Source organism: Wolbachia endosymbiont (group B) of Ischnura elegans (genome assembly GCF_947251585.1).
GTDB lineage: Bacteria > Pseudomonadota > Alphaproteobacteria > Rickettsiales > Anaplasmataceae > Wolbachia.
The window spans coordinates 1842470-1859633 of record NZ_OX366371.1; the positions used below are offsets into that span (position 1 = coordinate 1842470).

At 33.9% G+C, this 17164-nt stretch carries 13 protein-coding genes, 1 other RNA gene and 1 pseudogene; 9 read left to right on the forward strand and 6 right to left on the reverse strand.

Annotation, left to right across the window (positions count from 1 at the left end):
- Positions 1-68: 68 nt before the first annotated feature.
- The 7 genes from OPR58_RS09570 to OPR58_RS09600 all read left to right on the forward strand — a co-directional run bounded on the left by OPR58_RS09570 (position 69) and on the right by OPR58_RS09600 (position 6842).
- Entirely contained in the window at positions 69-1373 is a 1305-nt protein-coding gene (locus OPR58_RS09570; RefSeq protein WP_265022552.1) for a recombinase family protein, read from the forward strand.
- Positions 1291-2769 carry a YifB family Mg chelatase-like AAA ATPase gene (locus OPR58_RS09575; RefSeq protein ID WP_406846511.1) on the forward strand — a complete coding sequence of 493 codons (1479 nt, stop codon included), beginning with the start codon at positions 1291-1293 and terminating at the stop codon, positions 2767-2769. The genes OPR58_RS09570 and OPR58_RS09575 overlap by 83 nt, the downstream gene beginning before the upstream one ends.
- Before the next feature lie 76 nt (positions 2770-2845).
- Positions 2846-3397, forward strand: a complete 552-nt coding sequence (locus OPR58_RS09580) for a hypothetical protein (protein WP_265022554.1) — start codon at positions 2846-2848, stop codon at positions 3395-3397.
- A gap of 221 nt (positions 3398-3618) precedes the next feature.
- On the forward strand, positions 3619-4803 hold the full coding sequence (ftsZ, locus tag OPR58_RS09585; RefSeq protein WP_010406864.1) for a cell division protein FtsZ: 1185 nt from the start codon (positions 3619-3621) through the stop codon (positions 4801-4803).
- Positions 4803-5201 carry an EVE domain-containing protein gene (locus OPR58_RS09590; RefSeq protein ID WP_265022555.1) on the forward strand — a complete coding sequence of 133 codons (399 nt, stop codon included), beginning with the start codon at positions 4803-4805 and terminating at the stop codon, positions 5199-5201. Before ftsZ ends, OPR58_RS09590 begins: the two co-directional genes overlap by 1 nt.
- A 339-nt stretch (positions 5202-5540) precedes the next feature.
- On the forward strand, positions 5541-5999 hold the full coding sequence (ybeY, locus tag OPR58_RS09595; RefSeq protein ID WP_010406869.1) for an rRNA maturation RNase YbeY: 459 nt from the start codon (positions 5541-5543) through the stop codon (positions 5997-5999).
- Positions 6000-6053: 54 nt separating this feature from the next.
- Positions 6054-6842 carry a succinate dehydrogenase iron-sulfur subunit gene (locus OPR58_RS09600; protein ID WP_211908529.1) on the forward strand — a complete coding sequence of 263 codons (789 nt, stop codon included), beginning with the start codon at positions 6054-6056 and terminating at the stop codon, positions 6840-6842.
- Positions 6843-6845: 3 nt separating this feature from the next.
- On the opposite strand, the gene OPR58_RS09605 is transcribed toward OPR58_RS09600, so the two are convergent.
- The 4 genes from OPR58_RS09605 to OPR58_RS09620 form a co-directional block, all read right to left on the reverse strand.
- Entirely contained in the window at positions 6846-7982 is a 1137-nt protein-coding gene (locus OPR58_RS09605) for a hypothetical protein (RefSeq protein ID WP_320109890.1), read from the reverse strand.
- A gap of 35 nt (positions 7983-8017) precedes the next feature.
- On the reverse strand, positions 8018-8809 hold the full coding sequence (locus OPR58_RS09610) for a GNAT family N-acetyltransferase (protein ID WP_265022557.1): 792 nt from the start codon (positions 8807-8809) through the stop codon (positions 8018-8020).
- Entirely contained in the window at positions 8799-9224 is a 426-nt protein-coding gene (locus tag OPR58_RS09615) for a phosphatidylglycerophosphatase A family protein (RefSeq protein ID WP_265022558.1), read from the reverse strand. Before OPR58_RS09615 ends, OPR58_RS09610 begins: the two co-directional genes overlap by 11 nt.
- A gap of 76 nt (positions 9225-9300) precedes the next feature.
- Positions 9301-10278 carry an NAD(P)H-dependent glycerol-3-phosphate dehydrogenase gene (locus tag OPR58_RS09620; protein ID WP_265022559.1) on the reverse strand — a complete coding sequence of 326 codons (978 nt, stop codon included), beginning with the start codon at positions 10276-10278 and terminating at the stop codon, positions 9301-9303.
- A 323-nt stretch (positions 10279-10601) separates the two neighbouring features.
- Here OPR58_RS09620 and OPR58_RS09625 point away from each other — a divergent pair, with 323 nt between their 5' ends.
- Positions 10602-11372, forward strand: a complete 771-nt coding sequence (locus OPR58_RS09625) for a response regulator transcription factor (RefSeq protein WP_010406882.1) — start codon at positions 10602-10604, stop codon at positions 11370-11372.
- Positions 11373-11727: 355 nt separating this feature from the next.
- On the opposite strand, the gene rnpB is transcribed toward OPR58_RS09625, so the two are convergent.
- Both rnpB and OPR58_RS09635 read right to left on the reverse strand, forming a co-directional pair.
- Positions 11728-12077, reverse strand: an RNA gene (gene rnpB, locus OPR58_RS09630) — RNase P RNA component class A.
- 157 nt (positions 12078-12234) lie between these two features.
- Positions 12235-14478, reverse strand: a pseudogene (locus tag OPR58_RS09635) (hypothetical protein).
- Positions 14479-15066: 588 nt separating this feature from the next.
- Here OPR58_RS09635 and OPR58_RS09640 point away from each other — a divergent pair.
- On the forward strand, positions 15067-17130 hold the full coding sequence (locus tag OPR58_RS09640) for an ankyrin repeat domain-containing protein (RefSeq protein ID WP_265022561.1): 2064 nt from the start codon (positions 15067-15069) through the stop codon (positions 17128-17130).
- The last annotated feature ends 34 nt before the right edge of the window (positions 17131-17164 follow it).

Below are 17164 nucleotides of genomic sequence, written 5' to 3' on the forward strand. Positions count from 1 at the left end.
ATTTTACAACAAAATGCGTTAGTAACCATAAGCTTTTCTCCTTACAATAACCTCAACCAACACTAGCTATGCAACAAAGCCATCCTGATTCCCATTTATTTCTACAGATTCAGGGAGCAATAGCAGAATATGAACGTGCAAAGATTATGGAACGAAACCGTAGAGGTAAACTTCATGCGGCCAAAGCTGGGTGTATAAGTGTGATGGGTAGGGCGCCTTACGGTTATCGCTACATAGCAAAACATGTAGGTGAAGGAAGTGCTCAATTTGAGGTTGATGAAGAAGAGGCAAATATAGTGCGTAAAATATTTAGTCGGGTTGGCCAAGAAAGAGCAAGCATAGGAGAAGTTGTACATGAACTGAATAAGATACCGGTAATAACACGAACAGGAAAAAGGTATTGGAAAAGGAGCACTATTTGGAACATGTTAAAAAATCCTGCTTATATAGGACAAGCAGCTTATGGTAAAACTAAGACATGCTCAAAACCACAAGTAAAAAAGTCAAAAAAAGGAACTTGTGGTAAACTTAAAAGTGGTCGCTTTAATAGTGATAAAGAGAACTGGACTTATATTCCAGTACCAAAAATAATCAATGAAAATTTATTTGATTCAGTGCAAACACAATTAGCTGAAAATAGACAAAGAGCAAGAGTACGGCAAAGAAGAGAAACATATTTATTGCAAGGTTTAATGGTATGTCAACGTTGTCAATATACTTATTGTGGTACAAACCACGTTCATAAAAAGTCGACATATTATTACTATCGTTGCTCTGGTACAAACTCTAGCAAATTTAATGGCAATAAAATCTGTGATAATAAATCAATACGCACTGATGCATTAGATGGAGTTATATGGGAAGAAGTCAAGAGTATCTTGAAAGAGCCAGATAGGATTGCAAATGAATATCAACGTAGATTGTCAGAGAACAAAAAACCTTTACATAATCAAACACGTGAAAAGCAAGAAAGTAAGCTAAGATTAAGTATCAAAAAATTTATTGATAGCTATGCCAAAGGGTTTATAAGCCAAGAAGAATTTGAACCAAGAATCACAACAATGAAACAACATTTGAAAGAAATTGAAGAAGAGAAAGAAAGAACACTCGATCAAAAGAAGTTACAACAAGAATTGAGCCTTGTTACAGATAGCTTGAAAAACTTTTCCTCAAGCGTTGAGTCAAAGCTTGATCAAGTGGATTGGCAGACTAAACAAAATATTATTAGAATGTTGATTCATCAAATTGAAATCAATCACAATCACTTGTATATAGTATTTCGCATAAAAAATCTTGCAAATTTTGATCAAAATAGCCATAATAGAATTATGCAATGTTGTACTAGCAGTCAATATTGTTGGCTTGCCGGATAAAACTGTTGCAGAATCCAGAGAACGCATCAGAGCAGCGTTAAATTCAATCAATCTTCTGTTACCTCCAAAAAGGATTACGGTTAATCTTTCCCCTGCGGATTTGCTTAAAGAAGGTAGTCATTATGACTTAGCTATTGCTGTTGGATTACTTGTTGTAATGAATGTGATACCAGTTGAAAAAGTTCAGTCTTATATAATTATGGGCGAGCTTGCACTAGACAGCAGAGTCATACCAATCTCAGGAGTACTTCCAACAGCAATCAATGCAAAACAGGCAAATAAAGGAGTAATTTGCCCAAGGGGAAATGGAGTAGAAGCTTTATGGGTAAAGAATGTTTCTATTCTGGCTATAGAGAAATTAACCGATATTATCAGACATTTTAAGGGTGAGCAGTTAATTCAGCCGGTAACTTTTAACTATAGCGCTGCACCCAAAGAAAAAAATTCAGTTCCAGATATAAAGGATATTAAAGGTCAAGTTGTTGCAAAAAGAGCAGCTGAAATTGCAGCAGCAGGTGGACACAATATGCTCCTTGTTGGACCTCCTGGTACTGGAAAATCAATGCTTGCTAAGCGATTTATAGGGCTATTACCTGATTTGACTGAGCAGGAGATGATTGATGTTAATATTATCTCTAGCATAACAAAAGCCGGTAACGAAACATTTAAAGTAACTCGTCCCTTTCGTGAACCTCATCATTCATGCTCCATGCCAGCGATGATAGGAGGAGGGAAAAATGCAAAGCCTGGGGAAATCACCATGGCTCACAATGGTGTGTTATTTCTTGATGAGCTACCTGAATTTCCAAGGCTTGTGCTTGATTCTCTACGCCAACCACTTGAAGATAGAAAAGTTACTATTGCACGTGCAAATGCTCACATTACTTATCCAGCTAATTTTCAACTTATAGCTGCAATGAATCCCTGCAGTTGTGGTTACTTAGGTGATGCAAGTAGATCGTGCAACAAAGCTCCAAAATGCGGCACAGATTATAGAAATAAAATATCAGGACCATTGCTTGATAGAATAGACATATGCATTGAAATGCCAAACGTCAATATATTCTCTCCTGAAATTTGTTCAGAAGGAGAAAGTACTAAGACGATAAGAGAAAGAGTGATATCAGCGAGAAAAATTCAAACTGAGCGTTATAGTAAATTTAATATTCGTTGCAATGCAGAAGTCAGTGGTGAAGCATTAAATAAATTCACTGAACCAGATCAGGAAGGGTTAGAATTGCTAAAATACGTAGTGAAAGAAAATTACATTTCCAATCGAGGCTATACACGTGTATTAAGAGTCGCAAGAACCATTGCAGATCTTGCGAAAAGTGAGGAAATAAAAAGAGCACACATCGCAGAAGCGCTGAATTACAGAATAAGAATGTATAAATAAATTAATCTGCTTGACAGAAAACTTTTTTTGCCATATAATACCATTAGTGAAATTTTAATATTTTTGGAGTAAAGTTATGGGAAGAATTGAAGAAATAAAAAATAAATACAGAAGTGAAGGGCTTTGGTCAGCAGCTAAAGAAGTTCCTGTGCAAGGTTGGGATCTTGTAAAAGAAAATCCGCGTAAAACAGCTGTTACTTTTGTAGCAATTGCAGCAGTAGCTTCGCTTACGGCTGCTTATTTCTTAAGTCCAGCTTATGCAACTTTTGTTGGTACAATTGGAACAAAAGCTGCAACACTTGTTAGTCCTGCTATTACTGCAATGTCTGCATTTGCAGTTGCTCATCCACTTGTTGCTAGTTTGGTAGTTCTTGCTGCAGTAGCAGCTATAATAGCTGCACCTATGCTTGCATATAAAAACAATAATCAGGCAAGTCAAATTGAGGAAGTAAAGCAAAGTGTACTTACTGCTTGTGTAAGAGAAGGTGATAATAAGCCTAAAGCTAATGGTGATAAGCTAGAATTTACTGATGATGAAAATGTCCGTACAACATTCTTTGATACTGTTGTCTCAGCAGTTGGGGGAGCAAAAGCATTTCTAAGTAACTTTGACAAAGCAAAGGGATAGGCTTCTATCCCTTTTTTACTTACAAGCATACAAGTATTTTCCTTTTTTTTGCATTTTAAGTAGTGTTATTTGAAAGTATGTAGTCATTATATCTATTAATGTTAAGAATAAGTAAATCTTGTTTACTGTTTGCGTATGTCAAAATGAAAAATGTTTGCATATTGTTAAAAAAGCAGTAACTTGTTATCAAGTGAATTCACTAATATTTGAGTAAAGTTTAAATGTCAATCGACCTCAGTTTACCAGAGCTACCTGTATTACACCCAAGGATTACCGTTGTGGGAGTGGGTGGTGCTGGTGGAAATGCTGTGAACAACATGATTCAATCCAATTTGCAAGGAGTAAATTTTGTTGTAGCAAATACCGATGCTCAAGCGTTAGAGAAGTCATTATGTGATAAAAAAATTCAACTTGGTATTAACTTAACTAAGGGCCTTGGTGCTGGTGCTTTGCCTGATGTTGGTAAAGGTGCAGCAGAAGAATCAATTGATGAAATTATGGAGCATATAAAAGATAGCCATATGCTCTTTATCACAGCAGGGATGGGTGGTGGTACTGGAACAGGTGCTGCACCGGTAATTGCAAAAGCAGCCAGAGAAGCAAGAGCGGTAGTTAAAGATAAAGGAGCAAAAGAAAAAAAGATACTGACTGTTGGAGTTGTAACTAAGCCGTTCGGTTTTGAAGGTGTGCGACGTATGCGCATTGCAGAGCTTGGACTTGAAGAGTTGCAAAAATACGTAGATACACTTATTGTCATTCCCAATCAAAATTTATTTAGAATTGCTAACGAGAAAACTACATTTGCTGACGCATTTCAACTCGCCGATAATGTTCTGCATATTGGCATAAGAGGAGTAACTGATTTGATGATCATGCCAGGACTGATTAATCTTGATTTTGCTGATATAGAAACAGTAATGAGTGAGATGGGTAAAGCAATGATTGGTACTGGAGAGGCAGAAGGAGAAGATAGGGCAATTAGTGCTGCAGAGGCTGCGATATCTAATCCATTGCTTGATAATGTATCAATGAAAGGTGCGCAAGGAATATTGATTAATATTACTGGTGGTGGAGATATGACTCTATTTGAAGTTGATGCTGCAGCCAATAGAGTGCGTGAAGAAGTGGATGAAAATGCAAATATAATATTTGGTGCCACTTTTGATCAGGCGATGGAGGGAAGAGTTAGAGTTTCTGTTCTTGCAACTGGCATTGATAGCTGTAACAACAATTCATCTGTTAATCAAAACAAGATCCCAGCAGAGGAAAAAAATTTTAAATGGCCTTATAATCAAATTCCAATATTAGAAACAAAAGAATATGCTTCAACTGAGCAAACAAACGAAAGAGTTAAGTGGGGTAGCAATGTTTATGATATACCAGCTTATTTAAGAAGAAAAAAATAATGCAATTTTGGCTACTCAAGTCAGAGCCAAGCGAATACTCCTGGCAAAAAATGGGAAAGGAGCAGGTGACGCAGTGGAATGGTGTATGCAATTATCAAGCTCAAAATTACATGAGAGCTATGAAATTAGGCGATATTGCATTTTTTTATCATACAGGTAAAGAGAGAGTTATACTTGGAATAGTTGAAGTATTAAAGGAGTATTATCATGTTTATAATTCCAAATTTGGACTAGTGAATGTAAAACTTTTGAAACCTTTAAGTAACCAAGTGACGTTAAACAGTATAAAACAAAACCCACTTTTGAAAAATATGGTTATATTAAAACAATCACGTTTATCAGTTTCTCCGGTTTTAGAGGCTGAATGGAATGAAATAATAAGGATGAGTGATGTGTAATACCTGTTGCCAAACAATATTACCTCAGCACACAACATACAGCTGTATGAGTGTTTGTTTCGAAGTAGCAAATTTTTCATCAAACACAAAGCAGTGCTTGACACTGGAATCCAGCTGTAATGCAACCACATTAAAAATGTTGTGTTTTAATATAGCTTTTATATTCACTCACCTAATGTCTAATCAGAATTCCTGGATCCCAATGTCGGAGCACTGGGATGATATACTTCTAGTGTACAATATTCGTATAGTTGTGTGTATGATACGATGGTCTATAATTCTTCTTTTTTGGGTTCCAATGTCAAGTGATGGGATAATGTCCTTTATGGTGCTTTATTCATGTTAGAAGTAAATATTCTTGATAAGAGGTGGCATAGTATTACGAAGGACCCACAGAGTTTTGTATTAAATATTATTAATGCTTCTCTAAAAGAATTAAAAATAGATCATTATAAACCAAATATATCAATAGCTCTCGCTGATGATAACTTGCTACATCAACTTAATCTTAAGTTTAGAGAAATAGATAAGCCAACTAATGTACTATCATTTCCATGCGAACAGTTATCTAGTGAATGTGATCTAGGAGACATAGCAATTGCAGTAGATACAATAGAAAGAGAGTCTCATGAGTACTGTATATCTATCCTCACTCACACTGCACACATGTTAGTTCATGGATTGCTGCATTTACTTGGCTATGATCATCAAAAAGAAGATGAAGAAATTATAATGAAAAGTTTAGAGAGCAAGATTTTAGCTTTGTTTGAATTTGAAAAGGAAAAGTATGGTAGATAATACCAAAATATGTTATTTACAAAAAAGGGTTTTTAGCTGTAAAAGGTAAGCAATATGGTTCAGTTTTCTTTACCAAAAAATTCTAAAGTTAATAAAAAGGGCAAGGTTTATCCTACTCCTACTGGAGCAAAAAATATTAGAAGATTTCAAATTTATCGTTGGTCTGCTGATGATGATAAAAATCCAAGAATAGACACATTTTTTATCGATATGGATAATTGTGGCCCTATGGTACTTGATGTATTAATAAAAATAAAGGATGAAATAGATTCAACCTTAACTTTTAGACGCTCTTGCAGAGAAGGAATATGCGGATCTTGTGCAATGAATATTGATGGTACCAACACTCTTGCATGCACTAAATCTATACATGATATAAAAGGTGAAGTAAAAATATATCCACTACCTCATATGTATATAGTAAAGGATCTAGTTCCAGATCTAAGCCAATTTTATGAGCAATACAAATCGATTAAACCTTGGTTACAAACAGATAAATCTGCCTTACAAAATAAAGAATACTTTCAATCTCCTGAAGATAGAAAAAAATTGGATGGTCTGTCTGATTGTATACTATGTGCTTGCTGTTCGACTGGTTGCCCAAGCTATTGGTGGAATGGTGATAAATTTTTAGGGCCAGCGGTATTACTGCAAGCTTATAGATGGATTGCTGACAGTCGTGATAATAAGAAAGAAGAAAGACTTGCTTCTTTAAACGACCCATTTAAGTTGTATCGTTGTCATACAATAATGAATTGTACAAAAACCTGCCCGAAAGGGCTTAACCCAGCAAAAGCGATAGCGAAAGTAAAACAGCTTATGGTAGAGAGAGAAGGAATTTGAGTGTTATTTCTGGCACTCTTCGTAAGAAAATAGTAGACCCTCTGAAGCATAGGGTATTGTTAATACTCTAAACGTTCTTCCATTCATGAAATGTATTGTTTCACCATATGATTCCAGTAATCTTTTGAACAACTCATGTCTTTGATTATTAATAGTTTGAAAATCCTTTTTTCCTAAAAGCTTTTTAGATTCAAATAGGTGAAGCATAATCTCGTGATAAGTTGGATAAGACTCCAAAAATTTTGGATCAAACTGAAAAGTTTTTATAAAAGCATTATTATAAAATTTTAGCTTTTGATTCTTACTATATATCGCTACAGCAATCGATAGCTTCTCAAGCAAACTTTCTTGTGCAGCTAAACAATTGCTTAGCTCAGTATGTAATTTTTTTTCATCACTAATATCTTTTCCATACATTACTATGCTATTAGAATTTTGCACTGGAACTTCAACAAAATTAAAAACCTTAGGTTCGTTCTTGTAAGTTATTACACACTCTCCTGGTTTTACGTTATAGGAGCCACTCGCAACAGTAAATTTTTTAGAGCTGCCTATATATTTATCATAAAATAAGTTATAAAACCTTACTTTTTTATTCTTATTGTACTTCAGTATTGGAAATGGTAAAGAGTCAAAAATTTTTTTATAGTTCTCCAATTCTCGCATAAGCTTACTATTTTCTAACTCAAGTTCATTAGCTTTTATCTTATAATCGGAGATATTCCTTATCCATAACAACACACCAATCACATTATTAGAATAATCTATTATGCTTTTACCATAACATGTGCAATAAACCTCACTGTCTTTTGACTTTAAATCTAGAGTAAAAGATTTATTTATTTCCTTTGCCTCAGCAAAACTTTTAATTAAGCTTTCTGATTGCTCAAAAAAATTTACAAATTCATTAAATGAATAAAAAACAGTATTAAGCAAAATTAGTAAATTGGGAGAAAATTTTTCTATACGTTTTTTTGCGTCCCAAATATAAAATCCATCATTCACAGTATCTATTAAATTATTTATGATAACATTTTGATGTTGTAAGTCCTTAATTTTATTACTAATTTTTAATTTAGAATATGAGAAAAAGAAGAATACTAGAATTAGTAGTAAAACTATTTCATACAAAAAAAACATAGCATTCTAAAACAAATATAAAAATTTGTAACCTCTCAGCAAAGAGATTGTACTGAAGAGGTATATAAGTGAAGATTGCCCAATACCCTAAAGCCTAATCTCTTATAAAGGTTTACAGAAGGTTTCATGCAATGTGCTACTATGTATTTGCACTCAAATTGCCTAGCTATCTTTATTCTTTCTAGAACCATTTGAGTTCCTATTCCACGACCCCTGTAAATTGGTAAAACTCCATCGCTATAAAAACCAGCTATGCTGTCTTGAATATAAAGACCGCATGTTCCAACAATTTCGTTATTTAGCATTACAAGAAAAAATCTTAACCTTGAGCTCTTATCATCATAATTCGATAATTGGCGAAAAAATGTGCTAACAATACTAATTCTATGATAAAAAATTTTAGAAGTGTGTAAATCTAATTGCTCTAAGAGCTCACTACTATTTACAACATTGAACTTCAAATTTGGAACAGCATCATCAGGCAAAAAATAATCTTTTATATTGAGTAAAACTTTTTTTGGTGTGCTAACGTGTTTTATTTCGCATTTTTCTAAAATACCCCCTATTTTTATACTTGGACTTATTATCCATGTTGCTTCTATATTTCGTGCTTTGAGATAATCTAGAGTTCTGCATATGGAAAGCTCAGCACATTGATCTTCACAAAACACAAAATTAAATAACGATTCTCTGGTACCATTTACTGTAAATATAACATTATCAAATTCGTCATGTATTTCCCACTTGGACAAATTCGTTGCATAAAGTATATAATCCTTTAGGTTCTGAATAATTAAGCTTGAATAACAAATTTTTTTATTCTGCATAAACCAACAATAAACAATAAAAGGCTCCTATAAAAACAAAGGCTAAAATTGCAGCTATAACATCATCTAGCATAATACCTAAAGGACCTTTTGTATTTTTATCAATCAAATTTATAGGCCACACTTTTATTATATCAAAAAACCTAAAGGAGAAAAAGCACACCAACAATACAGAGCTATTCATTTCTTGTTCTAATAATATTGAAACTAGAAGTACTGTCAGCAATTGACCAACTACTTCATCAATTACTACCTCTTTTGGATCATGCGGAGCTTTGTAATGTTGTATATAATTGCCTGTAGACCATAATCCAACTAAGAATAAAAAAAAAATAATTGCTGTACCTAAAATTCTGTCATTGAGTAATATAGGAACAATTGGGTAAGCAGCCAAGCTGCCTATAGTACCTTGCATGTGTTTTACCGTGCCAGATAGCCACCATGTTGATATTAATTTATATAAAAATTTCACAATATACCGAAATATAAAACTAATTTACAAGAACAGAAATAGTATCTTCTATAGAAGTATTTTCATATAGCAATCTATAGATCGCTTCACATATGGGCATTTTTATCTTTAGCTTTTCTGCTAAATCAAATGCAGACTTAGCAGTGTTAAAACCTTCAATTACCGACTTACCTTCTGATAAAATCTGCTGAGCACTAGAACCATTACTATTAGCTACTTTAGATCCAAAAGATAGATTTCTTGAATTTAATGATGTGCATGTCACAACCAAATCGCCTAAGCATGCTGGTCCAAGTAGTGTATTTATATCTACATTGCCGTCACCAACTTTTGCTGAGTATAAAGCCTTAATTTCACTCATACTTTTCGTAATTAATGCTGCATGAGCATTAAACCCAAACCTACCTAGAACAACCCCACATGCTATAGCAAAAACATTCTTTAACGCTGCACAAACTTGTATTCCTATAACATCGCTACTAAGGTACAATTTAATATTTTCTTGCTGTAGCTCTGATACTAATTTTGAACCTAATACTTCATTTTGACATGCAAGAACCATCGAATATGGTAATTTTCTTGCAACTTCTATAGCAAAGCTAGGACCAGAAAAAACAGCAAGAGGATTATTAGGTAAAACTTCATTGACTACTTCACTAGGTAATTTTAATGTAGATTTTTCTATTCCCTTACAAGCCAAAATTATTGCTACATTTTTTTTTAGGTTACAATCATTCAATTGATGACATATCTCCCTTAGAGACTGAGTGGGAACAGCTAGAATTATTACTGAAGCATTAACTGCATCTTCAATAGCTAATTTTACTGATACATTATCAGAAATTGGACAATCAGGTAGCTTGTCACTTTCTCTTTTCTCTTGAATTGATTTAAATATGGCCTTATTGCGAGTCCACAAAATTACATTTTTCTTACTACTTAATGAAATCGCAATTGCTGTACCCCATGCGCCAGCACCTAAAACTGATATTACCACTCAATATTCCTGAAAGTATTACTTATAATTTAAAACTGTAGAATAAGTAAATTAAAAATATAACATAAAAGTATAAAATAGTTTAAATATCTATTAACCTAAGTATTCTTTTAATAAAAATAGCTTCTATTCAATATTTACTAAAAATAGTATTATTATAGTATATCTATTGTATTTTAGATCTATTTGTATAATTTTGGAACGACACATTAACTATTAATTAATAAGTGTAATTTCTATTATTCATTAATAAAAATTTGATTTGTTACTTTCCTTGGTTATATATATTACTAAAATTATAAATTATTTATGGGGTGTAAAATATGCGTATATTATTAATTGAAGATGATCAAGTAAGTGCAAGGACTGTAGTTAATGCCTTAACTTCTGATGGACATTTTTGCGACGTTGTTACTTCTGCACAAGATTATAACAATAATATGGTTTCCTCGGGTGGAGACTGTTACGATCTAGTTATTCTAGATATACACCTGCCTGGTGATATTGATGGATATGATATACTGTTAAGATTAAGAAGTGCAAAAATCAAAGTTCCTGTTTTAATACTTTCGTGTATCTCCGCTGCCAACCATAAAGCTAAAGGACTTGGGTATGGTGCCGACGATTACTTAACCAAGCCATTTCACAAGAGCGAATTATTAGCTCGAATTAAGGCCATAGTCCGACGTACTAAAGGCCATCCCGAATCAGTGATAAAGATTGGTAATATGAATATCAATTTTGATCACAGGATTGTTGAGGTAAAAGGCAAAACAGTTCACCTTACTAACAAAGAGTATTCCATGATAGAATTGCTGGCATTGCGTAAAGGAGCAGTGTTGACAAAAGAAATGTTTTTAAACCATCTTTACAATGGCTTGGACGAACCTTCAGACAACAAAATAGTTGATGTTTTTATGTGTAAATTACGTAAAAAACTTGAAAGTGCAAATGATGGAATAAGCCACATAGAAACCGTTTGGGGTAGAGGATATGTTCTAAAAGAGTATGTTGACGATGAAGAATACTCTAGTGTTAATATAAGCGAAAGCAGTAGTGACTATCAAGCAGAACAAGTGAAGGACAACGCATGAAATGCTTTATTCACCCATTCATTGAAGCAACAAAATAGGTAGATGAAATAAGATAAAAACCAATCGTAAAAGTGAGGTAACATGGTTAGTCTTTTAGAACTTTACAAAGACTTGCAGCAAAAAATAGAAAAGTTGGAAGCTAAGCTAAAAAGTTATAGGTAAGAAAATAAGGTTTTAGAGATAGAGAATGACGAGTTAAAGGAAAAGCTCGGTTAAAATTCAAGCTTTGTTAAGTTCAAAAGGAAATAAAAAAAGAGATAAGCCAAGAAGTAAAAGGAATATAGGTGGTCAAATTGAGCGTACAGGGTATGTGAAATGTTTGATACATTTACATAGTATGGCTGACATTCATGCATTGCCTAGGTGAAATATAAGCCGAGTTCTGTTTATGTAGCTATTTATCTAGAGTAAATGTTACCATTTACTTCATGCGATTTACCCGAGTAGATATGAGAAAAACATAGAATCTACTTCTATTTAATCTTGCTCCTAGTGTTGGTTACTTGACTACCAATGTTGCCATTGTTATGGTGCGCTCTTACCACACCTTTTCACCCTTGCCTAATAATATTTTAGGCGGTAATTTTCTGTAGCCCTATAACTGGAGTTACCTCCGGCGGGCGTTACCCGTCACTACCTTTTCTTGGAGCTCGGACTTTCCTCTGCTGTGTTTATCACACAACAGCAGCTACTTATTTCACCTAGAAATTATACTTTAACATTAAAATCACAAAAGCAAAAGAAAATTTCCTAACAGTCTACATACTAAAAACATTCAGACAAATAGCTAAAGGTGATATTCCGGTACATCATCGCTATCCCAAGATAAGCTTTTTTCACTTTTAGACTCTAGCTCAGTCAGTCAAGATCCTGGTCCACCGCTTGAAGACGATGAGCTACTTCTTGACCGACTACTACTCTCCACCGATATACTGTTTAGCACTGTTTCAGATTGATCCATAGTTCACATAGATATATGTCTCATTCTGTTATTAGCGATAAAAATTTCTTCATCGCTATTGCCACTTGAAGATGATCGCCTTCTATCATTGAAATTAGTTAGTTCTAACACAGGGGCAGAATTACGACCCTTAACATATTTGTATGTTATGAATCCTATAATTCCAGCAATACTTATTATCGCTCCAACCAAAGACCCACCTATCATTCCTGCCCTATTAGACTCTATAGCAAGCTGAGCGGGCTGTGGTGAAGGAGTAGTTTGAGGAAGTAAAGTTGTAGTGAACAGAGGAGTTGTTGCTTTTGTTCTAGTACTTGGTATAATGGACAATGTTTGTATAGTTTTCTCTGAGTTTGTTGTTGGCGCATTAGTTGGCATTGTAGTAATCATAGTTGCTTGTGAAGTCGCAATAGTTTCAGCTACTGTCGTTGGTTCTGATGACGTACTCATCTTAGTTGTTAATTCTGTTAAAGGCTTACTCATCGTAGTACTGCTTGCTGTAAAAGTTGACTCAACAGTCGCTGCTGTAGATTTTACAGTACTTGTCTCAGTTTCTGAAGTTACTATCGGTGCACTAGTTGACGTTGTAGCAACTGTGGTCGCTTGTGGAGTAGTAGTTGTTTTTGCTACTGTTGTTGGCCCCACTGTTACTGTACTTGTTTGAATTGTTGACTCTGTTGAAGGCCTACTCGTTGTAGAAGTAGGTGCAGTGGTAGTTGATGCTACTGTTGTTGACTCCACTGTTACTGTACTTGCCTGAGTCGTTGACTCTGTTGAAGATTTACTCATTGTGGAAGTTGGTACAATGATAGTTGATGCTTCTGTTGTTAATTTGGTAGTCTTTACAGTGTCGGTTTCTGTTGTGCTAGTAATTGCAGCAGTCGTCGTTTTCTTAGAAGTCACAACCGTCTCTGTAACAGTTATAGGAGCCACAGTACTGCTGGAAATAATACTAGGCATCAATTGGCCGTTAATGATATTAACAAAATCACTGAGAGCTTTGATACTGCTTGTCGGTATTATCGTTGCTTCAGAAGATTTTCCAGAGCTCTCTCTATTAAAAGTTATAATACTCTCTCCACTTACCGCAGTGACGATAAAACCTCCTTGGCCATTGTCTTTAACATACAATTGTTCTATAGGATCTTCACATTCACAAACAGTAAAATTTGATTTTGCTCCTCTCTTAGCAAGCCTTGCTAAATGCAATTCTTGCGTATTAGAAGATTGTTTTTTTGCAAGAAAAGCAACTAAATCATCACCTCCAGTTCTTCTTACATACTGTAAAAAGTTTATTTTTCCTGGATTAGAGTTAATAGATGATGCTATATTTAATTGGCCGCTTTTATTACCAAGCAAAAAGTCATTAGCTCCCTTTCTATCTTTCAGATTCTGAACTACTTCAGCCACATCAAATTTAAAAATGTTTGTTCTTACTTCTTGATTTTTAGTAATCTTTCTCATCTGTGCATAAAGCATCGTATTTTCATCTAGTACTAATTGCCCTGGATTATCAAATTTGAATAATTTCCTTTCTGTGATGCCGCTTTTTCCAGGTAAAGCCCTAAACTTTCCATCTCCTTTTGATTCTAAGTACCAAGAAACTAAAATTTGATCCTTTAAGTTATGAGCAATTACAATGACATTACCATTACCAACTTTTACTGCTTTTGGTTGAAAATAACTATTACCTGTATTTGCAAGATTCTTGTTATCGTCATTTTTTTGTAATTTTACTTTTCCTGAATGTTCAACTGAAGGTGCATTAGTTGAATGTTGAATTTTATAAGTGTGAAACATTAAACTTTTTATGTATTTTTTTCCTTCTTCGTTAGTTTCTTCTGTAGGAAAAATAACTCCAACTTTATCTACTTCAGCTGAATTTTCTATTAGTGTGGGAGATAATTGGCCCTTGAATTCATTTGCTACGTTGACACATGTATCACACTCGTATGTTTTCGATTGATATAATGGACTAATAAGTAACTTTACTCTACTGCTTCCATTGCCGTTATCTTGATAGCTGAGTCCATAAGTAACTCCATTTCCTTCAATCAACCCTACGTTTACTGGGTTAAAACCTATCGCTTCTTTAACTTTCAGTGTAGTTGTATTAACTCTAAATAATCTACTTAATATAGACATAATTATATTTAAAATTTTAATAAAACGCTATTATGATTATTTCTATATGTAACGTCAATAAAATTTTAACTAAAATTAAGAAATTAATTTTTAAGTACTCTAAGATAATACGCTAATAAACCCAGATTTCCCATAGACAATATGTTTCCTTTGAAACCATATAATAAATTTAGCAGCTTGTTGACAACAGAAATTCCTTTACAAATCCCCAAATACCCTTACCATGACATCAAGGGTATTTATGACTCAAAACTTGTTTTTGATCTGCAGAGTCAATGACAAAATTCAGTAAAAAACTCAGGGTATTTATTGGCGAATTACATAAAATTATAGCGGCTTTTTTTATTTTTTCTACATTCAGCCAAAATCTGCTTAAAATAAGCGTTAGAACATTATTACAATTCCAATTTACATTATAAAACTCACTACTAGGGGATTCTTTTGCCTTTTTTCCATCTAGTTAATTTCTTAATGTTTATAATCCCGCTACGTGTTAGTGATATAACTATACAAGAAGTAGTAGAAAGCTAGCTTGCATTAGCTTTATTTGTTATAATTACATTCGGTTTTATAAAGTGAGGAGTAAATATGCCAGAAGTTACTGGGCAAGATTCTAATAAGGAAAGTAGAATAGAAAACGAGCTACAACAGGATTATGAATATGAATTGATTAAAAGTTTATTCATGTTTCCTGATAGGCGTCATTTGGTAGATATTGCTGAAGCTACAAAAGGCTCGTTTGATAATTTAATGTGTGCGTGGCTTGTTACAACTGAGTTGACAGACAGTCAAGAAGAGTTAGATGAGGAATTGCTATCTATTTTTAGTGCAATGAGATCTTTGAGTGCAGGAGATAGTTACCGACAACTTCAAAAGTTTTTATTAAATAATAAAGATAATCAAAATCTAAAAACCGTTCTTAATTGTGAAAGGGGAGAGTCTAGTTTGACGATATTGCACATAATATCAAGTATGGCTTGGGCAAGAAAACAATATGATTGTGCCGTAAGTTTGCTTTTAGAAGCAGGAGCTGACCCTAATATCAAGAATGATAAAGGAAGGACACCATTACACTATGCTACTGGACCTTATAGTATAGCTGCTCTCTTAGAAAAGGGAGCTGACCTTAATGCAGAAGATAATGAAAAAAAAACGCCTTTGCATCATGTTGCTAGTGTTGGTTGTTCTGAAGGCGTAGTTTTACTCTTAGAGAAAGGAGCTATTTCTGATCAAGGTGATAAACAAGGAAAAACTCCTCTGCAAGTTGCACGTGATAATCATCATGAACATATTGAAAAGTACTTTGTGACTTATAAGCGAGAGAAGTTGAGTGATAAGTTACGCTCTATAATGGAAACAAAAGACTGGTTCGAAGATGGTTCAGGTTACGTTTTAACTAAGAGACAGGGGGGCTTGAGAAGAAAGTTGTTGGATATAGTAAATAACTCAGAAGGTGATTCAGTTGTTGAAGATCTACAAGAATTCTTAGATGATTTTGGGAATGATCAAGATCTAAGAATGGTTTTGAATCTTCGAAGTAATGAAGGAGAGTTGCAGGTGCATCAACATGCTAAAAATCTTGATTCTTTTGCTCGTTCAGGTACTGATGAAAGAGCAAATAAATTTGAAGTAAAAAGATTACTTTTGAAAGCAGATGCAATCAATTTACAATGGTCAAGTTATGATGAGAAGGAGTATTATTCTAGGGATTTATGGAGTAATTTACCGCCGAATCGACAGATAAAGCTAAAAGAATTTTTAGATAAAGTTTCTAAAGCTCAAAATATGGATGAACTAGAAGGAGTTGTAAATGAGGCTATTCTCTCAGGAGGAAGGATTAATAGACGATTTTCTCAAGATAAGAAGCGTAATTTTACAGATTGTGTTATGGAAAGGATTGGTGAGTTAGGAAAGAATCCTGAAGTTGCAAGCAAGATAGTATGCAAGTTGGTATCAATAGGGGCAGTGTTATATAATAAAGATAATATGAAAGTAATTGATACACTAGAATCTGAATTTAAAGAGCACAAAGAAAATATGATAGAAGCTTATCTAGATTATCTAGAGAGTACCCTAGATTTTATGGAAGTTATAAAAGGAGCAGTTATTAATGGTATGGTAAAGAATGCAAAAATAGATAACACTACTTTATACTCGGAATATTCCGAAGATAGTATAATAAATGTTGCAAGGCTCACAGAAAAAGCTAGTGAGTTAAGGCGAGCTCAGGGAAACATAGACTATGAAAGAGATATAATAAAGATTGGTAAAAGTGAGGTAGCAATTATAACAAAGAATGGTATAAGGAATTACACCAATCTTGCGGACGATAGTGATATAGTGTTGACTTTCCCTACCACTAAGGGAGAGTTAGACGTTAGGTTATATCCTGATAAGCAAAATAAAGACTGGATAAAGGTAGAAGTAAGAGATCAAGAGAGGTTGAAAGAATTAAAAGATTGTGGAGAAGAAATAGGAAAAAATTGCTTATTTGGTGGTTACTCAGTTTACAATGCTATTGAACGTGGGTACTTTGAAAGGCCTGCAGGAATTTTCCAGGGAGAAAGATTACAAAGTGGTGAAAAAGTTTCTCATGTAGATCAATTACAAAGTAAAAAAAATAATAAGGTACGTCAAATTGGATTATACTAAGCTTGGTTTACAGTAGGTCTTAGATTATGCAAGA

What these genes read in the sequence shown, in the direction of transcription:
- OPR58_RS09570 (WP_265022552.1), top strand. Translation starts at nt 69, where the DNA reads ATGCAACAAAGCCATCCTGATTCCCATTTATTTCTACAGATTCAGGGA.
- OPR58_RS09580 (WP_265022554.1), top strand. Translation starts at nt 2,846, where the DNA reads ATGGGAAGAATTGAAGAAATAAAAAATAAATACAGAAGTGAAGGGCTT.
- ftsZ (WP_010406864.1), top strand. Translation starts at nt 3,619, where the DNA reads ATGTCAATCGACCTCAGTTTACCAGAGCTACCTGTATTACACCCAAGG.
- OPR58_RS09590 (WP_265022555.1), top strand. Translation starts at nt 4,803, where the DNA reads ATGCAATTTTGGCTACTCAAGTCAGAGCCAAGCGAATACTCCTGGCAA.
- ybeY (WP_010406869.1), top strand. Translation starts at nt 5,541, where the DNA reads ATGTTAGAAGTAAATATTCTTGATAAGAGGTGGCATAGTATTACGAAG.
- OPR58_RS09600 (WP_211908529.1), top strand. Translation starts at nt 6,054, where the DNA reads ATGGTTCAGTTTTCTTTACCAAAAAATTCTAAAGTTAATAAAAAGGGC.
- OPR58_RS09605 (WP_320109890.1), bottom strand. Translation starts at nt 7,982, where the DNA reads ATGTTTTTTTTGTATGAAATAGTTTTACTACTAATTCTAGTATTCTTC.
- OPR58_RS09610 (WP_265022557.1), bottom strand. Translation starts at nt 8,809, where the DNA reads ATGCAGAATAAAAAAATTTGTTATTCAAGCTTAATTATTCAGAACCTA.
- OPR58_RS09615 (WP_265022558.1), bottom strand. Translation starts at nt 9,224, where the DNA reads ATGCAAGGTACTATAGGCAGCTTGGCTGCTTACCCAATTGTTCCTATA.
- OPR58_RS09625 (WP_010406882.1), top strand. Translation starts at nt 10,602, where the DNA reads ATGCGTATATTATTAATTGAAGATGATCAAGTAAGTGCAAGGACTGTA.
- OPR58_RS09640 (WP_265022561.1), top strand. Translation starts at nt 15,067, where the DNA reads ATGCCAGAAGTTACTGGGCAAGATTCTAATAAGGAAAGTAGAATAGAA.